22 protein-coding genes are annotated in these 19,223 nt (G+C 42.1%); 11 read left to right on the top strand and 11 right to left on the bottom strand.

Annotated elements, in window-relative coordinates; translation table 11 throughout:
* Positions 1–18: 18 nt before the first annotated feature.
* Positions 19–411 (bottom strand): iron-sulfur cluster assembly accessory protein, encoded by a 393-nt coding sequence (locus tag SOI83_RS05460; RefSeq protein ID WP_320675596.1) that lies wholly within the window; start codon positions 409–411, stop codon positions 19–21.
* Between the two features lie 109 nt (positions 412–520).
* Here SOI83_RS05460 and zds point away from each other — a divergent pair, with 109 nt between their 5' ends.
* Together zds and SOI83_RS05470 are read left to right on the top strand one after the other, a co-directional pair.
* Positions 521–1,981 carry a 9,9'-di-cis-zeta-carotene desaturase gene (gene zds, locus SOI83_RS05465; protein WP_320675597.1) on the top strand — a complete coding sequence of 487 codons (1,461 nt, stop codon included), beginning with the start codon at positions 521–523 and terminating at the stop codon, positions 1,979–1,981.
* 2 nt (positions 1,982–1,983) lie between these two features.
* The gene (locus SOI83_RS05470) at positions 1,984–2,448 is read left to right on the top strand and encodes an SRPBCC family protein (protein WP_320675599.1); all 465 of its coding nucleotides are present in this window, start codon (positions 1,984–1,986) and stop codon (positions 2,446–2,448) included.
* Between the two features lie 48 nt (positions 2,449–2,496).
* Here SOI83_RS05470 and SOI83_RS05475 read toward each other — a convergent pair whose 3' ends face one another.
* From SOI83_RS05475 to SOI83_RS05490, 4 genes are all read right to left on the bottom strand, one after another.
* Positions 2,497–3,297: a uroporphyrinogen-III synthase gene (locus tag SOI83_RS05475; protein ID WP_320675600.1), complete on the bottom strand. Its 801-nt coding sequence runs from the start codon at positions 3,295–3,297 to the stop codon at positions 2,497–2,499.
* Positions 3,298–3,422: 125 nt separating this feature from the next.
* Positions 3,423–5,093, bottom strand: a complete 1,671-nt coding sequence (locus tag SOI83_RS05480; protein WP_320675601.1) for a glycoside hydrolase family 3 N-terminal domain-containing protein — start codon at positions 5,091–5,093, stop codon at positions 3,423–3,425.
* Entirely contained in the window at positions 5,083–5,475 is a 393-nt protein-coding gene (gene rbfA / locus SOI83_RS05485; protein ID WP_320675602.1) for a 30S ribosome-binding factor RbfA, read from the bottom strand. Before rbfA ends, SOI83_RS05480 begins: the two co-directional genes overlap by 11 nt.
* Positions 5,476–5,477: 2 nt before the next feature.
* On the bottom strand, positions 5,478–5,684 hold the full coding sequence (locus SOI83_RS05490; protein WP_320675603.1) for a DUF751 family protein: 207 nt from the start codon (positions 5,682–5,684) through the stop codon (positions 5,478–5,480).
* Between the two features lie 57 nt (positions 5,685–5,741).
* Here SOI83_RS05490 and SOI83_RS05495 point away from each other — a divergent pair, with 57 nt between their 5' ends.
* Both SOI83_RS05495 and SOI83_RS05500 read left to right on the top strand, forming a co-directional pair.
* A complete protein-coding gene (locus SOI83_RS05495; protein ID WP_320675604.1) occupies positions 5,742–6,467 on the top strand; it encodes a glutathione S-transferase family protein in 726 nt (241 codons plus the stop codon).
* Between the two features lie 20 nt (positions 6,468–6,487).
* Positions 6,488–6,757: a chlororespiratory reduction protein 7 gene (locus tag SOI83_RS05500; RefSeq protein ID WP_320675605.1), complete on the top strand. Its 270-nt coding sequence runs from the start codon at positions 6,488–6,490 to the stop codon at positions 6,755–6,757.
* Here the strand turns inward: SOI83_RS05500 and SOI83_RS05505 are convergent.
* Complete coding sequence (locus SOI83_RS05505) at positions 6,705–7,304, bottom strand: shikimate kinase (RefSeq protein WP_320675606.1); 600 nt, start codon at positions 7,302–7,304, stop codon at positions 6,705–6,707. The two genes, SOI83_RS05500 and SOI83_RS05505, sit on opposite strands and share 53 nt — an antisense overlap.
* A gap of 51 nt (positions 7,305–7,355) precedes the next feature.
* On the opposite strand from SOI83_RS05505, the gene SOI83_RS05510 reads away from it, so the two are divergent.
* The 3 genes from SOI83_RS05510 to SOI83_RS05520 all read left to right on the top strand — a co-directional run bounded on the left by SOI83_RS05510 (position 7,356) and on the right by SOI83_RS05520 (position 10,274).
* Complete coding sequence (locus SOI83_RS05510; protein ID WP_320675607.1) at positions 7,356–8,282, top strand: 6-carboxytetrahydropterin synthase; 927 nt, start codon at positions 7,356–7,358, stop codon at positions 8,280–8,282.
* Positions 8,279–8,989, top strand: a complete 711-nt coding sequence (locus SOI83_RS05515) for a RibD family protein (RefSeq protein ID WP_320675609.1) — start codon at positions 8,279–8,281, stop codon at positions 8,987–8,989. The genes SOI83_RS05510 and SOI83_RS05515 overlap by 4 nt, the downstream gene beginning before the upstream one ends.
* A gap of 94 nt (positions 8,990–9,083) precedes the next feature.
* On the top strand, positions 9,084–10,274 hold the full coding sequence (locus SOI83_RS05520) for a GNAT family N-acetyltransferase (protein WP_320675610.1): 1,191 nt from the start codon (positions 9,084–9,086) through the stop codon (positions 10,272–10,274).
* 26 nt (positions 10,275–10,300) lie between these two features.
* Here SOI83_RS05520 and SOI83_RS05525 read toward each other — a convergent pair whose 3' ends face one another.
* Positions 10,301–10,456: a hypothetical protein gene (locus SOI83_RS05525; RefSeq protein WP_320675611.1), complete on the bottom strand. Its 156-nt coding sequence runs from the start codon at positions 10,454–10,456 to the stop codon at positions 10,301–10,303.
* Between the two features lie 210 nt (positions 10,457–10,666).
* On the opposite strand from SOI83_RS05525, the gene SOI83_RS05530 reads away from it, so the two are divergent.
* The gene (locus tag SOI83_RS05530) at positions 10,667–11,071 is read left to right on the top strand and encodes a DUF4346 domain-containing protein (RefSeq protein WP_320675612.1); all 405 of its coding nucleotides are present in this window, start codon (positions 10,667–10,669) and stop codon (positions 11,069–11,071) included.
* 230 nt (positions 11,072–11,301) lie between these two features.
* Here SOI83_RS05530 and rimO read toward each other — a convergent pair whose 3' ends face one another.
* Complete coding sequence (rimO, locus tag SOI83_RS05535) at positions 11,302–12,720, bottom strand: 30S ribosomal protein S12 methylthiotransferase RimO (RefSeq protein WP_320675613.1); 1,419 nt, start codon at positions 12,718–12,720, stop codon at positions 11,302–11,304.
* Positions 12,721–12,834: 114 nt separating this feature from the next.
* Between rimO and SOI83_RS05540 the strand changes: the two genes are divergently transcribed.
* A complete protein-coding gene (locus SOI83_RS05540) occupies positions 12,835–13,779 on the top strand; it encodes a vitamin K epoxide reductase family protein (protein ID WP_320675614.1) in 945 nt (314 codons plus the stop codon).
* A 10-nt stretch (positions 13,780–13,789) separates the two neighbouring features.
* Here SOI83_RS05540 and nadB read toward each other — a convergent pair whose 3' ends face one another.
* The 3 genes from nadB to SOI83_RS05555 form a co-directional block, all read right to left on the bottom strand.
* A complete protein-coding gene (nadB, locus tag SOI83_RS05545) occupies positions 13,790–15,466 on the bottom strand; it encodes an L-aspartate oxidase (protein ID WP_320675615.1) in 1,677 nt (558 codons plus the stop codon).
* A gap of 68 nt (positions 15,467–15,534) precedes the next feature.
* The gene (psbU, locus tag SOI83_RS05550; protein WP_320675616.1) at positions 15,535–15,897 is read right to left on the bottom strand and encodes a photosystem II complex extrinsic protein PsbU; all 363 of its coding nucleotides are present in this window, start codon (positions 15,895–15,897) and stop codon (positions 15,535–15,537) included.
* Positions 15,898–16,007: 110 nt separating this feature from the next.
* A complete protein-coding gene (locus tag SOI83_RS05555; protein WP_320675619.1) occupies positions 16,008–16,646 on the bottom strand; it encodes a DUF3120 domain-containing protein in 639 nt (212 codons plus the stop codon).
* A gap of 270 nt (positions 16,647–16,916) precedes the next feature.
* Between SOI83_RS05555 and SOI83_RS05560 the strand changes: the two genes are divergently transcribed.
* Together SOI83_RS05560 and SOI83_RS05565 are read left to right on the top strand one after the other, a co-directional pair.
* Positions 16,917–17,783 carry an undecaprenyl-diphosphate phosphatase gene (locus SOI83_RS05560; protein WP_320675621.1) on the top strand — a complete coding sequence of 289 codons (867 nt, stop codon included), beginning with the start codon at positions 16,917–16,919 and terminating at the stop codon, positions 17,781–17,783.
* Between the two features lie 23 nt (positions 17,784–17,806).
* On the top strand, positions 17,807–19,204 hold the full coding sequence (locus tag SOI83_RS05565; protein ID WP_320675622.1) for a TIGR03279 family radical SAM protein: 1,398 nt from the start codon (positions 17,807–17,809) through the stop codon (positions 19,202–19,204).
* The last annotated feature ends 19 nt before the right edge of the window (positions 19,205–19,223 follow it).

Here is a 19,223-nt window from a genome sequence, read left to right on the forward strand (position 1 = left end):
AGGCAATCTCAATAACAGTCATACTGCGAATGAGCTACCGCAACCACATGTTTGCGTGGCATTAGGATTAGTGAAGTTAAAGCCACCACCGATCAGGTCGGTACTGAAATCCAATTGCATTCCGTAAATGTATAGAAGACTTTTCGGATCTGATACAACTCTCAACGAGGTTCCATCTGAAATCAGGTATTCATAAACCTCGTCTGCCTCTTGTATTTCAGAAGAAGGGACAAAATCCATCGTATAACTCATTCCGCTGCAACCCCCAGAACGCACTCCCACCCTCAAGACCTGAGTTTCACCCTGCTCATTAGCCAGTCGAGACAACTGCTGCATGGCCATTTCAGTAATTAAGATTCCCTTACCATCTGCTGCTGTATGGGTAACAGCAGTAGTTTCAGCACTGCTCATCGATCATGAGAAAACTCTGCACTCACTCTATGGAGATACATGAAATTGTGTCGCATTCACTTCTGGCAACAATGTTCATAGAGTCAGGTAGTTCTTATCTCAGAAGCGAGTGCGAGTAGCAATCGTTGGAAGTGGGCTTGCAGGCCTTACCGCAGCCGTGGACCTTGTTGATGCAGGGCATTCCGTGGACCTCTATGAAGCCAGACCCTTTGTAGGCGGCAAAGTGGGTAGCTGGGAAGACAAAGATGGAAACCACATTGAAATGGGCCTACACGTCTTCTTTTTCAATTACGCAAACCTCTTTGCCCTTATGCGAAAAGTAGGGGCATTTAAAAACTTGCTTCCAAAAGACCACACACATTTATTTGTGAACAGCGGAGGCGACCTACGATCGCTGGACTTTCGCTTTGCCTTGGGCGCGCCCTTTAATGGACTCAAGGCATTTTTTACTACACCACAACTGAACTGGATAGACAAATTACAAAATGCTCTTGCTCTAGGAACCAGCCCTATACCTTTGGGCCTAATTAATTATGAAGGTGCAATGAAAATAATTCGGGAGCTGGACTCAATCAGTTTCCAAAAATGGTTCTTAAGTCATGGGGGAAGTCAACAAAGCATTAATAGGATGTGGAATCCAATAGCTTATGCATTGGGCTTCATAGACTGCAAAACAATTTCTGCAAGATGCATGTTGACTATCTTTATGATGTTCGCAGCTCGAACAGAAGCATCCAAGCTGAATCTACTAAAAGGATCACCACATCGTTGGCTAACTGCACCAATATTAGATTACATTCAGGCTAAAGGTGGAAAGCTACACTTAAGACATAGAGTACGGGAAATTCATTATGATACGAACCATTCATCAAACATAACAGGGTTAACTATAGGCACACCAAATGGAGATATAACTGTTCAAGCAGATGCATACCTGGCAGCATGTGATGTTCCAGGAATTCAAAAACTACTACCTAAAGAGTGGAGAAAATTCTCAGAGTTTGCCGCAATAGATAAACTAACAGCGGTACCAGTCGCAACCGTTCAACTTCGATACAATGGATGGGTCACAGAACTGAATAATTCCAGTGCCCGAAATAACCTAACAACTCCTGCGGGGTTAAATAATCTTTTATATACAGCAGATGCAGATTTTAGCTGCTTCGCAGATCTAGCACTAACTAGTCCCGAAGACTATCTATTAGAAGGGCAAGGTTCCTTGCTTCAATGTGTTCTTACTCCCGGAGATCCATGGATCCCAAAATCAATCGAAGAAATTGTCAACCATACAGACAAGCAAGTTCGTCAATTATTCCCTTCCTCTCGTTCACTAAAATTAGTTTGGAGCAATGTAGTAAAACTGGCCCAATCGCTATATAGAGAAAGTCCGGGCATGGAGGTTTTCCGGCCTGACCAAGCTACTCCAATAAAAAATTTCTTTTTAGCGGGTAGTTATACTCGTCAGGATTACATAGACTCCATGGAAGGTGCAACAATGAGTGGTCATCTTGCCGCAGGCAAAATAATGCGTAAACCTGCAAAGCTTGCAACAAATAAGGCGGTTGCATAAGAATGGGACGCTGGTTAGAACATACGGTTGTCAGCAATATTGACGCGCCTGTTGATCAGGTGTGGAAGGTATGGAGTGATTTAGAGGCAATGCCTCTATGGATGAGTTGGATCGAATCCGTCAAAACAATGAATGAAGAAGATAAAGTCCTGCCAGACTTAACAGAATGGACCTTGGCAGCCAACGGATTTCGCTTTAAATGGAAAGCAAAGATTACTGAAAGAGTTGATGCTCAGAAATTGCAATGGGAATCCATAGGAGGACTACCCACAAAAGGGGCAGTAAGGTTTTACGAGGAAAAAGACAACTCAACTGTTGTCAAATTATGTGTTAGCTATGAGTTGCCAAGAGTTCTAGCTCCAATAATGGAGCCAAATATTCTTGGAGGAATGGTAACAAATGAATTACAGGAAAATATAAATCGATTTAAAAAGCTAGTTGAAAGCGGCTATTCAAAAAATAATTAATATGCATTCGAGTGAATTCGAACCAAACCTTACTTATTCTCTAATTATTTAAAGTGATAACGATTCAATACAAGCTTTAGCCAAACCTTCTAAATCATGAGGACTTGCTTCCCTATCTACTCTATGAAAATTTTCCTCGCAAATCAAACTTGTTTGAGGACCAATAGAAATCAGCTTAACTTTATCAATTAATTCTTCCCATTTAGGGCCAAAATGTAGTCGCAAGAGTCGCGCTGTATGCAAGGCAGTCTTACCACTCGTAAAAGTAATTGCATCTATAGCAGAAGTATTAATAGCCTTTAATGTGCCTTCAGGAATCCTATCTGGACAACAAGATTCATAAGCCGCTACTTCGACTACCCGCACACCAGACTTCCCAAAAGCTTCTGAAAGCACGGACCTACCACCACTCTGCACCCTAGGCAAAAGCATCCTTAGGCCCCATCCTGAAACAGGGAAATGTTGAATAAGGCTTTCAGCAACAAAATCAGGGGGGACAAAATCAACCGCAACACCTAATGACTCAAGCAAATACGCAGTCTTCCGCCCAACAGCAGCAATTTTCAAACTCGAGGGGCCCCTAGACAAGCTCTTTCCCATTTTCTCTAATCTTTCTTGAACCGCATGAACACCATTAGCACTAGAAAAAACTATCCAGTGAAAATTTTCTATATCTGCCAAGGCATCATCTAAAGGACCCCAATCGTCGGGAGGGCCGATTACTAAAGCAGGCAAGTCAAGTGTTTTCGCCCCCAAAGTCTTGAGTAAATCACTAAACTCAGAATGTTGCGCCTGCGCTCTGGTTATCACAACAGAGAAACCCTTTAGTGGCTTTTCGACTAAATTCATAAGATTTCATTCTAAATGAATATTCAATGGAATAAAGGAAACTTTTAGGGAATTGCCAGCCTTGAATTCAATCAGTTATTAATTAAACATACAAAATAAACTAGTACTGTGGAAAGCAATCAGTCTTAATCTGTGAAAGCATCAAAACCTCTAAAAGAAAATTGCTCTTTATGCTTATCCACTTTAAAAAGAGTCCTGAGAGCAATATATTGAGCCTCAGGAACCTGGCCAGGAGAATAAGCTGTAGGTATAGATGGATCTAAAATTGACAAAAAATCTTCCCAAATATAAGGGCTGCCATAAACAATCAAAGCATCAAGAAGGCCGGAATCCTGCAATTGTTTTATTATAAGCTTCCATGGCTCATAGAGATAATTATTACCCGCGAATGGATTACCTCTAAAGAATAGTTGTAACAAGAAGGGTTTTTTGCCAAATCTTTGTAAATCTAAAGGTGAATCAGATTCATCTAACCATGGCAATATTCCGAGCCGATGTGAAATGAAAGTTTTATAACCAAAGCGCTCTGGGAGCAAGATGGCTGGCGAATATTTATCCAGAATATTCGAAGACATTAAACTATCTACTCTAATCAAATTTAATCCATCAGCCTTACCATCTAAAGAGTTACGATGACGTGCCTCCAATGATGCCTTTGCAATTTCATGAACAAGTGCTCGATCGTCTTCACTTTGCAAAGTTTCTGTATAAACAGCATATGAAGTTGAAATCTTCTCAGGAAGATTGACTTTACGTTTTCTAAGTGCCTCTTTCCTTCGTCGAATGGAATGTTCTAATCTTTCAATAGGCAGCCTTCCAGATTGGAGTGCCTGAAAAATTGCATCAATCGCTTCCTCGGCATTTTCAGGCATAAGAATCAAATCAGCACCTGCTTCAAACGCAAGAACTGCTGCCTCGCTAGAACCATATGAATTAGAAATTGCCTGCATTATTAATGCATCCGTAACTATTAATCTATCAAATTTTAACTGATCCCGAAGCAGGTTTTTCAATACTACTTTTGAGAGCGTAGAGGGATACTTTTCATCCAATTTCTTTAATACTAAATGACCAGTCATAACTGCATCTACACCAGCCTTCATTATTTCTATAAAAGGAATTAATTCACAAGATTTTAACCTTTCAAGCTCATGATTTAACACTGGTAAATCCAGATGGGAATCCAGCTCTGTATCACCATGACCAGGAAAATGCTTTGCACAACTCAAAACCTTTTCAGCAGCTAATCCTCTTTGAACTGCACAGGCGAGAGTCGCTACCGTTGTAGGGTGTTCTCCCAAAGAACGAACATTTATAACAGGATTTGACGGATTATTATTAACATCGCAAACCGGCGCAAGAACCCAATTAAGTCCGCATTTGCGAGCCTGACTGCCAATACATTTTCCATAGCGTTCTGCTAAAAGTAGAGCTTTTTTAGGGTCTTTAGAAAAAATCCTTGCCAATGCCATTTGTGGTAACAACCAAGTTCCACCTGAGAACCTTTGTCCGATCCCTTCTTCAACATCTGCACACAAAAGAAGTTCCTTTGGGCTACTGCTCCACTGCTGAAGGCTTCTACAACGATGTTGCAGTTCAAAAGCATTACCTCCAACAAGAATTACTCCCCCCACACCCTTAGCTAAAAGGCGTTGTAATTCAAAGTTACTTAGCTCCCATTCTGGATACTCTCTTTCACTATCAGCCTCATGCCCACTGGCCCTAACAACTAGTAATTGAGCTATCTTGCGACGAATTAAATCATTAGATCTTTGATCTAGTTTTTCAACCATCATTTTCAGATTTGGAGTCCATACGTTTATTTCTTTCATCTTCCAGTTTCCCTAAAAGGCCCAAAAGAGCACTTCCTTGCTCAAGGCCACGGTCTAAGTGAAACAAAACCTCAGGAGCTCGTCTCATTTGCAATCTTCGACCCAACTCTCCTCGCAAAAAACCACTAGCGGCACTAAGTCCTTCTAAAACCTCATGTTTTTGCTTGGCATCTCCAAAAACACTTACATAAATTTTGCAATGTTGTAAATCCCCTGAAACCTCAACTTCGGTAATACTCACCATCCCTTTACGGACCCTCTCGTCTCTAATACCACTAAGAAGTAACTCACTAATTTCTCGGCGGATCAAAGCCGCGACCCGTTCAACGCGACGTCCATGTGCCATGTCTATGCAAAAGATTGAGGAAATACCATTGCGTGAACAATCAAAGCAAGAGTAGTCAGCCCACTAATCAAAGCACCTATTAAAGCAATTGCAGTTACTGGGTTACTGCTCCTACGAACAAGAGGCTCAATAATGGCGGTAAAAACGCCAAGGATGATTGTGATGAGGTATTTGGGATACCTCGCAACATTGGCAAAAAACTCACCCATGGGCCTCTAAATCATGCATGTTGTAGCTACTGTGCCTGTCTCTAGAAAGAAAAGATCATGTTAGAACTACATCAATTCCGCCATTCTGCTTTCTGCTTGAAGGTCAGAATGGCCCTAGAACGCAAAGACCTTAGTTATCGAGTAGTTGAAGTAACTCCTGGGATAGGGCAACTCACAGTTTTTCGAATTTCAGGTCAAAAACAAGTTCCAGTTTTAGTTGATGGAGATAACGTGGTATCTAATTCAAGCGCAATTCTTCGATATCTAGAAGAATTAAGTCCCGAACCAACACTTTTTCCAAAAGATCATAGTCAAGAAGCTCAAGCCCATCTAATTGAAAATTGGGCCGATACCACTCTGGCCAAAGCTGCGAAAGCAGCCTTGCTTCAAGCTGCAGCATTAGATCAAGAACTTCGAGGCGCTTTGTTGCCTAATGAACTTCCAGAACCCTTTCGCAAAGCGATAGAAGGACTCCCTTTAAAAGTAATTAATGACCTCTCTGACGCGTTGAATCAAGGAGAAAGACAGTCCTTAATGGCCTGTCTTGAGAAGATCACTCAACTAGTTGAAAAGAAAAGATGGCTTGTAGGAAACTCAATAAGTGCTGCTGACCTAGCAGTAGCGGCTCAACTATCTTTACTTCGCTTTCCACCCTCTTCCGGAGAAACACTTGCAGGGAAAGGGGTCCCAGGTATAACTGATCACCCACACTTACAAGCCCTCTTCCACTGGAGAGATGAATTAGAACTTTCTTTAAATGAAAAAGATCCAGACTATTTCTGAAAACTCACTCATTTTTTAGCGTGCCTAACCCACTAATCCGTCTATGTGACCACTACGTTGTACTAGAGCCGGAAAAACCAGAAAGAATTCTCAATGCTGATGAAACATTGATATGGCTTGATACCTGGTTAAAAACTTTAGATAAACTACCAGAGGATTTAAAAGAGCAAGATTCAACCGAAACTGCAGCCAAGCGACTGCTTGATACTGCATGTAACTTAGAAATTCAACCAGGAATCAACCTCCAGTGGTTTGCTGTCCGACTAGATCCTCCGGAGGACAAAGGATAGAAGGTAATTTTTCCAAAATACTTAGCGCAACTTGATCAGCTGTCTCTTCTCCACCAACCTCTATATGCAAATCTGATTCAGCATAAAAAGCTTTGCGTTTCCCGAAAATGACCTTGAGTTGCTCTTCAGGGTCTTCACCATCCAATAAAGGTCTACTAGCCGGGTCTAACTGCAGCCTTCGCAAAAGTTTTCGCTGCCCAGGATCAAGCCATATCACTAATCCCTGATGCATAATTCCCCAATTCGTAGGCCGAGTCACCACACCACCACCCGTTGCCACTACAAGTGAGTGCCTCTGACCTATGTCATTTAAAACTTGACTTTCAATTTCACGAAACTCTGCTTCCCCATTTTTCTCAAAGATCTCATGAATCTCCATAGATAACAATTTTTCTATTACCACATCTGAATCCACAAACCTATACCCAAGTCGCTGAGCCAAAAATGGACCAGAACTACTCTTTCCACTACCCATCATTCCTACCAAATATAAGTTCCGCCCCTTTAATCTTTGGGCCAGTGGATGAGGATGCATGGATTCAGTCATTGAGCCTTACTCTTTTGCAACTAATTAGGATGGAGATTGGTCTGAAGTGCCATGACTGAGATCTCTCAAATACATTCCCACGGTAAAGGTAGGTCATGTGTCATTACCAGGCGCGCCTGCTTCAGCGCAAGCCACCAATACTGGCTACCAGAACTGTCCCCAGAAAAAAATGAGCTTGAATTTGGCCCATGCTCATTGTCGCCAGGGCATGGACACAATTACGAGCTAATCGTATCCATGGGGGGAGAATTGGACCAGGATGGGATGGTCTTAAACCTCTCTGAAGTAAAACACGCAATTCACTCTGAAGTCACAAGCCCACTTAACTTCAGTTGTCTGAATAAAGTTTGGCCAGAATTTGACCTCTCGAAACCGAATGGAATCCTCCCAACAACTGAAGCATTGCTTCTCCTCATATGGAAGCGCTTAAATAAGCTACTACCTCTAGTTTCACTTCGCCTTTACGAACAACCAACTCTTTGGGCCGATTACTCAGGAAATTCAATGGAAGCTTACCTAACGATTCAAAGACATTTTGCAGCTGCCCACAGACTTGCTAGACCTGAATTGTCTCGAGAGGAAAATGAAAAAATCTATGGAAAGTGTGCTCGCCCGCATGGACATGGTCACAATTACCTGGTTGACGTAACCGTACGAGGCAATATAGATCCACGAACAGGAATGATCTGTAACTTAACAGCATTGGAAAATCTTATTGAGGAGTTAATTCTAGAAAAATTTGATCATACCTTCCTCAATAAAGATATTTCATATTTCATGGAATGTGTTCCTACCGCTGAGAACATCGCCCTTCATATAAATGATATCCTAGAGCAACCAATAAAAGAAATTGGTGCACATCTACATAAAATAAAATTACAAGAAAGCCCCAACAATGCTGCAGAAGTTTACTCAAGCTCTTCACACTCAGACTCTGACCTAAATCAACAGACTCTTCAATCAATAAAAACTGATTGAAGAGTCTCATCTTGAAGCCATACTGGATCAGACTTGTTTTAGCAATTAGCCTGGATGGAAGGCTTGCAAGACCGAATGGAGGCAAGACTTTTTTGGGAGGCAAAGGGGATAGGCGCGTTTTAGAAGAAGCCCTTGCCTGGTCAGATGCAGCTCTCATTGGAGCTGGAACACTACGAGCGCATCAAAGCACCTGCCTAATTCACTCTCCAGACTTAATCTATACTCGACTTAAACAAGGAAAAGCAAAACAACCAATCTCAATTGTTATAGCCAAAGAAAGCAATCAATCACCACAATGGCTTTATTTCCAACAACCTATAGAGCGCTGGCTTATAAATAATCAAAACTATTTAGGGCTAAATAGCTCAACCAAGATTATCAGCCAAGGTTTTGACCGACATCTATCACTTCAACCAAGTTGGGCCGAAACATTGCAGCAACTATCCGAACTAGGCCTTTCAAAACTTGTTCTTCTAGGCGGTGCCAAATTGCTTTATTCTTTCCTGCAGGCTGATCAAATTGACGAACTACAGCTGACCATCACACCACAGGTAATTGGTGGATCTTATAGCTGGGTCCCTGAAGAAATAACTGGTCTCCCAAAAGCCCTATCAGAAAAGCAATCCTGGACTCTTCAACACCAAAAAGTACTCGACGATCAGGAATTAATGCTGAAATACATACGGAATAGGAATGAAAAAGATTAATACAAACTAATTCTCAACAAGAATGACTTGATTTTATCTAAAATCGTAACCCTAATAATTCTTCGTTGATTTCGAGGCACTTCATCAACCTGTAATGTCGAAACTTACTGTCCGCTGGCATCAATCGATAAGAGAAATACCAGAATCTCAATGGGACGCACTAGTAGGCGAGTCAACGACTCTTTTTTATAAGTGGAGGTGGCTAGATGCACTCGAAGCTTCTGAAAGTGTTGCTCAAAAACAGGGGTGGCAGCCAATTCATCTCGGCCTATGGGAAGGCATGAAACCAATAGCATTTGCCCCCCTTTATCTAAAAGGACACAGTTATGGCGAATTTATCTTTGATCAACCATTTGCTCGTCTTGCACATGAATTAAGACTTAATTACTACCCAAAACTGATAGGAATGAGTCCATTTAGCCCGATTCAGGGTTATAAATTCTTCGTTGCCTATGGAGAGAACGCGAACGAGCTTACAAAGCTAATATTTCATACTATAGATAAATTCGCTATAAAAAATAAAATTATTAGTTGCAATTTTTTGTACGTTGACAACGAATGGCGCTTAGTTGCAGAAAAGGCGGGATGTGCGACTTGGCTAAATCAACAAAGTCTTTGGTCAGCAAACAATCAAGAGAATTTTTCTGACTATTTGGCAAGCTTTAATGCCAACCAAAGGCGAAATATCAAAAAAGAAAGAAAAGCAGTTAAAGCACAGGGAATTAAAGTTTCTGCCATTACAGGAGATGCCATAGAGCCAGAAATCTTAAAGTCTATGTATATTTTTTATGATAGGCATTGTGCAAAATGGGGCCCCTGGGGAAGCAAGTATCTTTCACCTAAATTCTTTGAAAAATTAAATATTTCGCAAATCAAAAAGTATATAGTCTTATTCACTGCCTTTAGGGATAATCCACGTGATGCAGTCGCGATGTCTTTATGTGTAGCAGACAAACACCATTTATGGGGTAGATATTGGGGCTCCAAAGAAGAAATTAACTGCCTACATTTTGAGCTATGTTACTACGCCCCTATTGAGTGGGCTCTAGCGAATGGAATCAAAAGTTTTGACCCTGGGGCTGGCGGCAACCATAAGCGCCGTAGAGGCTTTATAGCAAAGCCTAATTTCAGCCTGCATCGATGGTATGACCAAAGAATGGACAAATTAATAAGGTCTTGGTTGCCTCAGGCAAACAACCTTTTACTAGAAGAGATAAATAATATCAATAAAGAATTACCACTTAAAAGTCATGGGAATATGTACATCTCACCTAATAATTCCTAAAATTTTTTACGTATCTTAAAAGTCACTCAAAGCTCCTTTAACGAAGAAATGTCCTCACAGCGATCATTCGAAAAGGAATCAACGAACCCTAAACGGGCAAGTCGAAGATGAAGCTCCTGAAGACTAATCTCCTCTCGTATACGCTGAATTCTAGGAGTCACAACAGGTTCAATACTCCACATAAGAGATACCTCAAATCTCCAGAGCCCCTATAAATTGTAGGACATCCATTTAGTGACCGTCATAGCACACTACATATAGTGATACAGGAACCGCTATCAACATCTGATGCAAAGGAATTCATATCAATTCTTCTGACCAAACCCAAGCCCCCTGGAACAACAAATCGAAGAGAATGGGCAGATTGATTAATTCTGCAGATTATTGAAGCAATGACTTCTAGTGAAGCCACCTCGGAGGGGACTGCTCTCTCCATAAAAGTAATTGACACCAAGCTCTCTCAAAGATTTATAGAGCTGGACCCTCATGGCTATTGCCTCATTACTGTCAATCATGAATCCAACGAAATAATTGTCCGGCACTTCCAAAATGACATTGATGACCAAGGCAGAGCCATTGATCCAAAGACAGGTGCAGTAATAGGTTGCGATGAAAAAAGGAAAGCAGAACCTGCAAATATCTTTCGAGGCAGGAGCGCAAAAGAAATAGGAATCAAGCTAACCGAGGGTGATGGGAAACATCCCATAAGCCGTCTAGACCATGCTCTCTATCTAGGGAGGGAGCTTCAAAAGGCTGAAAATTGCCTAATCAATGGCACAACCTATATACAAGATTGAAAAAACTATCTTGGCAAGCCTAGAAATCGGCCTTCGATCTCTATAGTCTTAAACAATTACAGGATTTCTCTGAGATGGGCATCATTTTTTATCTTGGCTTAATTGTTGGCGGTCTAACAGGGGCGTTTGTTCTCAACAAAGTACTTCGGGCTGCGAAGTTAATCTGAAAATCACTGGTAATAGAACTTGAGACGACTGCCAGCGCCTGCAGGACAGAGCTAGAGATTGTTTTAAAGAGCATCTCGAGCTTCTGAAATCATTAAATGCGCACCTGCCAGTTGACCAGTCAAATCATAAATATCAGAACCAGTGATCAAAACAGGAACCATCTCGCCTGGGTTTGCACATATACCATCACTAGAAGATTCAATCCTTACCTCACCATCAACTTCTGGGGCAAAACGTCCACACCGACCAATCATTTGACCTGTTCGAGGGTTAGTCTGCTCAACCAAAACATCAATGGTCTTTCCAACCAATTGATTATTTTTTTCTGCTGCAATAGGTTGCTGCAAAGCCATAAGCCGATCTCTTCTTGATTCAGCAATATCTTTATCAACTTGACCAGGCAAATTAATAGCCGCTGTACCCTGCTCAGGAGAAAAAGTAAAAACTCCTAAATGATCAAATCTTTGATTCTCTACAAATGCAAGTAAATCGTCAAAATGATCATCTGTTTCACCAGGGAACCCAACAATCAAAGTTGTTCTCAAAACTGCATTATCAAGTTGACTACGAATACGATCAAGTAAAAGCGAATTAACACCTTCTTGCCAAGGGCGATTCATTGCTCTCAACACTTCAGGATGGCTATGCTGTAAAGGTAAATCCAAATATGGAAGAACATTTTGTACTTCCTGGTAAGCCTGCAAAACTTCAGGTGTTAAACCCGTTGGATATGCATAATGCACCCTTATCCAAGGTATTTTTACATCTCCAAGAGCCCTTAAGAGATCTGCTAAACGAGGTCGCCCATAAATATCTAGACCATAATTAGTGGTTATTTGACTAATAAGAATTAACTCCTTAACTCCCTGTTCAGCCAATTGATGAGCTTCCGCAACAATTGACTCGATAGGTCGACTTCGCTGATCTCCACGCAACTTAGGAATAATGCAGAATGAACAGCGGTAGTCACAACCTTCGGCTACTTTTAAATATGCAACTGAATCAGGTGTAGTCCTGTACCGTGGAAGATTTTCATCTGCGACAAATGATGGTTTGGAACTTACCCGGTTAACCCTTTCTCCTAACTCAACCCTTTGCAAAACTTCTACGATATGTTGATAGTCACCTGTACCAACAATCGCTTTCGCTTCTGGCAAAGAATCCAGTAACTCTTCCTTGAATTGCTGTGCCAAACAACCAGCAATAATTAATTCTTTACCTTGATCAGCCAAACCAACGAGTGTTCTAACCGACTCTTCTCTTGCCTCCTGAATAAAGCTACAAGTGTTAACCACAACCAAATCTGCGTCTGCTTCGTTATTAGTCACTCCATAGCCTGCTTGCGCAAGCAATCCAAGCATGTGTTCAGTATCAACGCGATTCTTTTCACATCCAAGGTGTGCAAAAGCTACAAGAGGTCTTGAAGACACCACTTCAGAAGAAAGGCAAGTTTTTGCAACCAGAGACTGAGTTTGATTCATTGATTGGCAAGGGAAAGCTCGAAATTGCTGTGAGAATAGTTTTATCTAGATGAACATAGGGATAGACCTTTTAGGAGTTTGACTGCAAGAATCAACAAAATCAATTACCCCATAATGGGCTCCTCTCGCCTAGTTAGCCGCCGCCGGCAGGATCCAGGTTTGAAATGGGTCAGAGTTGCAATAGCCATTCTCTCAACTATTGGTGTAATTGACACAGGATCTATCACGATTAGTAAATGGGGTTGGCTTGGCGCATTGTCTTGCCCTGGAGGGAGTGAAGGCTGCGACAAAGTTCTTAATAGCCCATGGGGGACAATCTTCAATGGAAGTCAATTCTCTATTCCTTTATCGCTGATTGGGCTTATCAGCTACTTTGCTGTCCTTTCTTTAGCTATTTTCCCACTCTTACCAGGACTCTCCGAAAACAAGAATGAACTTTCCAGGAAAACTTGGTGGGGATTATTCATCCTGTCATGCGGGATGACAATTTTTAGCCTGATTTTATTAGGGTTAATGATTATCAAAATCGAAGCCTTCTGCTTCTTTTGTGTACTCTCAGGCGCTATTTCTTTATCTCTATTAGTCTTGACAATTATTGGTGGCAACTGGGAGGACCCTGGTGACATGATTTTTAAAGGAATAATTCTTTCAATTGCTGTATTACTAGGGGGCCTCCTTTGGGCGTCCACAACAGAGACGTCCGCTGCAAATGACTCAATAGCTTTTGAGCAAGGAGTCGCTCCTCCAATAACAGCCTCGAGCACCGCAAATCAAATTGCTCTCGCAAAACATCTGAAATCAATCGGAGCAGTTCAATACAGCGCATATTGGTGCCCTCACTGCCATGAGCAAAAAGAACTATTTGGTAAAGAAGCGGCAAGTTACTTATCAATCGTTGAATGTGCTGTAGATGGAAAAAATAACCAACATGCACTATGTGAAAAGAAAGGGATAACGGGTTATCCATCCTGGGAAATTAATAACCAAATCTATTCAGGGACTAGATCTTTAGATGAGCTCGCGGAACTAAGCGACTATAAAGGGGCTAAATTCTTCTAAAAATTTTGTTCTATTCATGAACTGGTCTTGTAAACAAGCCAGCAAAAATTGTCTGACGTGAATGACACCTCCAATAAGGCAGAGTTGCAGGTGCATCATTCCTAAAATGGCCTCCACGACTTTCATCACGAAATAAGCAAGCTCTAAGCATAAGATAACTAGTAAGCTGCCTATGACTTAGATCAAGGAGAAGATTTAACTCTCTTCTGGCACCATTCTCAAGCCTAATAGATAAATCTTTTGGCTGTTCGGTAATCATTTTGAGTAGGTCTTCTTCCTTAGTTTGCGCAAGATCTTTCTGAATTGTTAATAAAGCTGCATGCATGCCCTTAGCCGAACGATCAACCCCGGCTTGAAACCAACAAAGCTTTCTAAGATCTTCTATTTGCCTAAGTAGAGATCGAACATTTTCTTCGGCTTTAAGAAGACATCCGGAACTATCTGAAACAAATTCTGTGCGTTTAATTTCAAGCCTAGATACAGAATTCAACTCTACAGACGCAAGCTGTCTTGCAAAAACCAAGCATTCCATTAATGAGTTACTGGCCAAACGATTTGCTCCATGCAAACCCGTACATGCGACCTCTCCTACAGCAAAAAGTCCTTTCAAGGTAGTTGCAGCTTGCAAATCTGTTGCAACGCCACCCATCCAATAATGAGCTGCTGGAGCAACAGGAATCAAACTGTTTAAAGGGTCTAATCCAAGTTCCCTGCAATGCTCAAGAATCGTAGGGAAGCGAGCTTCCGCGAAAGTCTTAGACATCGGCGAAAGGTCTAATCCAATATGCTGAACCCCCTGAAGTTGCATAGCTTTAACTAATGCTCTGCTGATCTGATCCCGAGGCGCAAGATCTCCACCTTTAAGCTCAGCTACAGGGCTTTGACCATAAGAATCAATTAAAACTGCACCTTCTCCACGCAAGGCCTCAGAAATCAAAAAGCACGGAGCGTCTTTATCTTTCAGCCTTAAAGCAGTTGGATGAAATTGAACAAATTCCATATCTTCAACCGCTGCACCTGCTCTCCAGGCCAAAGCAACACCTTCCCCACATGCCTGCGCTGGATTAGTTGTATTGGCAAATAGATGTCCTCCCCCTCCAGTAGCCAGTACAACTGCCCTAGCTGAAATCCAATGCAGATGAGGACCATCTAAAACTTGAGCACCACAACATACATTTCCTTGGACCCAAAGCTGCGTAACGCGTACTCCTCGTCGATGGAAGATATTCGAGCGATGTTCTACCTGGTCCTCAAGTACCTCCACAAGCGCTCTTCCTGTTCGGTCTTGAACATGCAAAACACGCCTATGTGAATGAGCCGCTTCCAAAGTTGTTGCAAGCTCATTACCAACACGATCAAACTCCATCCCTAGCTTTTGAAGCCGACTCACGCATTTAGGAGCCTCTTCAACTAAAAGTCGAACTGCATCACCATCACACAGTCCTGCACCTGCCTTAAATGTATCTTCAGCATGGCTCTGAACACTATCTTCAGATCTGGTTACCGCTGCAATCCCACCCTGAGCCCAACGACTTGATGAACGGCGGCTCGTGTTTCTATTCAACAAAAGAACATTTAAGTTCTTAGGCAGTTCCAAGCAAGTCATTAGGCCAGCGGCACCTGCACCAACCACGACCACATCCCATGGACCTGGGTCAATAGAACTAGAAAGAGGAGATCGCCTCATGAAAACCACAAAAAAGCCGTCGGTAAAACCGACGGCTTTGAGCTGTAATTAAGTCAACGGGAGCTGGTTTATCTGTACTGTCCGTCATTAAGACGGTCAAAACCCTCATTTAAAGCATTAGAGGGAGCAGTAACAGTGAAGTTGTCCTTGTACTTGTTAAAGACTGACTTCTGCTCACTACTGAGCACGTCATCAGCATCATTAACACTGTTGTAAGGACCTCCAACAATGATTTTGCCAGCAATAGTTGGATACATGCCAGGGAACTGCTTAAAGGCGCGAACTGAAGAATTGTTCAGATCGACCTTCGTGCCTCGTTCACCGAGCTTCTCATCGGAAACGTTTGCGTTGACTGACTGGGGGAAGATCAGGACCACAAGAAGGCCTGCCATCACCAGAAAAGAAGTAAGCAAGGACAACAGCCGCTTCATCTAATACTCCAAAGGAATCGGAACGGATCTTCCGGCTAGGCCGGTACATGAACTTTACAAGCCACAAGCAGTACTCAACCCATCTCTGTGATCAGCTTTTGCAGTTCTTTTCAGACCAACCCACTTAATTTGGGTTGAATCAAGGCTGTAAACCAGAAGAGCCCATCTATCCAAAGAGTAGTTGTCAGTGCAGCACTGGCCACAAGCCAGGTGCTTCTAAACGGAGAATCCAATAACGCTTTTTGTCTCATTTTGTTAGCTAAAAACAATATTAATCCCGCAGCAATAAGTAGTAACAAAAGCGGCTGGGGCTTTAAAAGGGCCTCAGCTGTCTGATTTAGCAACCCCGGGGCATCCTTCAAAGAAGCTTGAACGACAGCAGGCCAGTTAGTCATCACACCGGTAATGACCATCATCAAATCTGTCAATGCAGTACCCAATAAACAAGCCAAATAAAACCCACACCCCAGACGCCACCTTGTGCTTAAGCCCCCAATGGCCAAAGGAAGTGCAATACCCTCAACTGGTAGATGCCACAGAGGATGCCCTCTTAACCACCCCCAAAACAGACAACCACCCAACCAACTCCCACTAACTCCCACTAAGAGTGAACCCACCAAAGCCCATTTTTCTCGACCGATTTCAACAAGACCAATTCCAATACCTAGTAAAACCGCAGTAAAAAGACAAGCAGAGAATGGATGCAAATGCACCCAAGGCGCTTGCAAAAACACGGGCAGCACAACCATGGAACTAGTCCAAAATTGCAATGAACGAGTATTGGAGAGATAACTTTCCAATACTTGCTGAGGCTCTTTGACTAGCGGAGAATTGCTCAGGGTTAGCTCAATCGCAAAGAATGTGAAATTGGAGTTGAATTTCCGAGAAAGCGCTCAAAACAGCATTGGCTCAAAAATTCAACTAAGAAGAAGAACCTTAGAAGACTGGCCTTCTCTCAACCCAAAGAAGAGATTTGAATTGATCTTTTACATGCTTAATTTCCATGCCCGAAGCCTTTGATGACTGACTTCTCTTCATCAGCTGGATTAATTGAGACCTGTTGGAAGTTCTTAGTACTAGGTGCAATCCAAGGGCTAACAGAGTTTCTCCCTATAAGCAGTACAGCACATCTAAAAGTACTCCCCATCTTGTTTGGCTGGGGTGATCCTGGAGTTTCCGTCACTGCTGTACTACAGCTGGGGAGCATGTTCGCCGTAATCACTTATTTCTGGAAAGATCTTTATGGGATGTATAAAGGAATGGATCTGGCCATCAGGAGAAAACAGTTTCACAAACCAAATGCACGCTTAGCTATCGCCATTCTTCTAGGAACCATTCCAATTGCCTTTGCAGGGACAACAATTAAATGGGTTTGGATAGATTTCGACAGTTCCCCCATAAGAAGCATTCCAATCATTGCAGCAGTTTCAATCGCGATGGGCCTTTTATTGGCTCTTGCAGAGTATTGCAGCAACCCTAAAAAAATCATTCAAAACATACAGCCAAAAGATGGAGTATTAGTCGGGTTCTCGCAAGCACTAGCTCTTATACCGGGAGTTTCACGTTCAGGAGTAACACTTACAACATCTCTACTCTTTGGATGGCGCAGAGAAGATGCAGCAAGATTTTCCTTCTTACTGGGAATACCTGCAATTACTCTTGCTGGACTCGCAGAAATCAACGAAGCAATGCAGCAGCAGATCGCCAATGGAATTTGGCCACTAATCATTGGCATTAGTTCGTCAATAGTAGTTTCGTGGTTCGCAATTGATTGGTTACTTAAGTATCTAAGGCACAACAAAGCCTGGCTCTTTGTAGGATATAGACTCATATTTGGTCTATCCCTGATTGTCTGGTGGTTATACGGATTGCCAACTAAAGCTTAAAAGCTCAACTAACCTTTATAACTGTGTGGAACGAACCCGACACCAGCATTACTAGATCAGTTCTAGATCCCGGATCAGAGCAAAAGCAGCCAAGACCAGCAATAATAGAAGCCGTTGAAAAAGGGTCTATTGGAGAAGAGCTTGGCTTTGAACCCGGAGACAAATTAGTCAGCATTAATGGAGTCAAGCCAAGAGACTTAATAGATTACAAATTTTTAATCGTAGAAGAAATATTAGACCTAGAAGTTCTGGATCCAAAAGGAAACATACACAAACTTAGCTGTGAAAAAGATCTTGATGATGGTCTTGGATTGGTTTTTACAGAAGCTCTATTTGATGGACTCCGCCAATGTAATAACAATTGTCCTTTTTGCTTTATAGATCAACAACCACCTGGCAAGCGAAATAGTCTATACCTTAAAGATGACGATTATAGGCTGAGCTTCCTATATGGATCCTATCTAACACTCACAAATCTAACTAACTCTGACTGGGAAAGAATTGAGAATCAAAGACTCTCACCACTTTTTGTATCTGTACATGCCACTGACCCAACAATTAGAAGTGACCTCTTAAAAAACAAACGAGCTCAGCTATTACTAGAGCAACTCCGTTGGTTTAACAAGCGTAATCTCCAAATTCATGCCCAAGTAGTAGTCTGCCCTGGCATTAATGATGAAAAGGTACTTGAAAATACGTTAATAGATTTAGCAAAGTTTGCGACAGGAAAATGGCCAACTGTTCTATCAACTGCAATAGTGCCAGTTGGGTTGACACGCTTCCGACCTGACAAAGACGGCCTAATACCGGTCAATGAAGAATGCGCTGAAAAAGTTATCAATATGGTCGAGTCATTACAAAGCAAATTCAACCGCGATTTCGGAACAAGATTTGCATGGGTTTCTGACGAATGGTACTTAATCGCAGGCCAAACACTACCCAGCAGAGATTCATATGAAGATCTTCCTCAACAAGAAAATGGTGTGGGAAGTATCAGAGGTTTCTTAGAAGCAATAGATATAGCCACAAGAGATCTTCCCCAACAATTAAGTCCTAAAAGAACATGCAGCTGGGTTGTCGGACGATTAGTCGAACAAGCTTTAACCCCCGCTTGTGACCGCTTAAATTCAATTGATGGTTTGTCGCTTCAGCTGTATGGACTACCAAGTCCATACTGGGGTCAAGAAAATGTGGTTACTGGCTTATTGACAGGAGAAGATCTCCTAAAAGGCCTTGAGGGGCTTGATTTGGGAGATGAGTTGCTACTACCTAGTGTGATGCTCAGGCAAGATCAACAGGTTTTTCTTGATGACCTCACTCTTGAAGAAGTCATTGAAACACTTAAGGTCCCCATAAGGATTGTGAATGGAGCGGATGACATCGTGGCCGCAGCGATGGGAGATTGCACCAAAATTCTCTAAGATCTATTAAGTTTTCGAA

This window comes from Prochlorococcus sp. MIT 1300, from assembly GCF_034092375.1.
Lineage (GTDB): Bacteria > Cyanobacteriota > Cyanobacteriia > PCC-6307 > Cyanobiaceae > MIT-1300.